Origin of the sequence: Vibrio sp. Vb0888, assembly GCF_033338835.1 — a bacterium.
Lineage (GTDB): Bacteria > Pseudomonadota > Gammaproteobacteria > Enterobacterales > Vibrionaceae > Vibrio > Vibrio alginolyticus.
In genome coordinates this window covers 1-1,044 of sequence record NZ_JAWOTL010000334.1, presented here as the reverse complement: position 1 = coordinate 1,044, position 1,044 = coordinate 1, and the positions used below count along the sequence as shown (strand labels likewise).

Here is a 1,044-nt window from a genome sequence, read left to right as displayed (position 1 = left end):
CCAGGTATGACGGCATTCTGGGGCGACGATAGCGAAGGCATGAAGCTGGTTCAGCAAATCTCCAAACTGTCCGAATCTGAGCCGGGAGAGTTCCGAACTCACCATTACATTCGCGGCGTTTGCTCAGCGTTTTACATGAAAGAAGCGATGGAATGGGCGAAGGACAACGGCGGCATTACGGGTGAAAACATCAAGAAAGGCATGTACGTACACAAAAACTGGGTTCCGAAAGGTCTAGAAGGCGTGTGTATTCCTGCTAACTGGCAACCAGAAGATCACCGCGGCACTACCACCGTAAACGTGTTTATGGGTAACAACCAAGGCGGTGCAGTAGACATCAAGAAAGTGTCTCAGGTGACATTGTCACGCCGTGACGATTGGCTAGGTTACTAACAACAAAACAAGAACAGGTGAGGGGGTGCGATATACATCATCCCTTCCCCTGCACAAGGAGTGGCTTGATGAGTGAATTAGCAAGGGATATCGAACCAGCGGAGATCTTACTCTCGGTAAACAACATCGAAGTGGTCTACGACGAAGTTATTTTGGTTCTGCGTGGCGTGAGCCTTGAAGTACCTAAAGGTCAAATCGTGACGCTGTTAGGCGCGAACGGGGCAGGTAAATCGACCACACTAAAAGCCATTTCGGGTTTGTTAAAAACCGAAGATGGTGAAGTGACTCGCGGTGAAATTAACTTCATGGGCGAGCGTATCGACAACAAGAGCCCTGAAGAGATTGTCCGTTCGGGCATTTTCCAAGTGATGGAAGGGCGTAGAATCGTCGAAGACATGACGGTTATTGAGAACCTTCGTTTAGGTGCGTTTACCCGCAACGACAACGAAGTAGAGAAAGACATCGAAATGGTGTTTGACTACTTCCCTAGATTGAAAGAACGTACTGGTCTCGCGGGCTATTTGTCGGGCGGTGAGCAGCAAATGCTGGCAATTGGCCGCGCATTGATGGCGCGCCCGAAAATGATCTTACTTGATGAACCGTCGATGGGGCTTTCACCACTGTTGGTGAAAGAGGTGTTCAGCATCATCG

At 49.5% G+C, this 1,044-nt stretch carries 1 protein-coding gene and 1 pseudogene; both read left to right on the top strand.

Going from position 1 to position 1,044, the window contains the following annotated elements; all coding sequences use genetic code 11:
• A pseudogene (locus tag R7P72_RS26060) lies at positions 1-393 on the top strand (branched-chain amino acid ABC transporter substrate-binding protein); the annotation flags it as partial.
• A gap of 68 nt (positions 394-461) precedes the next feature.
• On the top strand, positions 462-1,044 hold a 583-nt coding region (locus R7P72_RS26055), incomplete at its 3' end, for an ABC transporter ATP-binding protein (protein ID WP_318111154.1).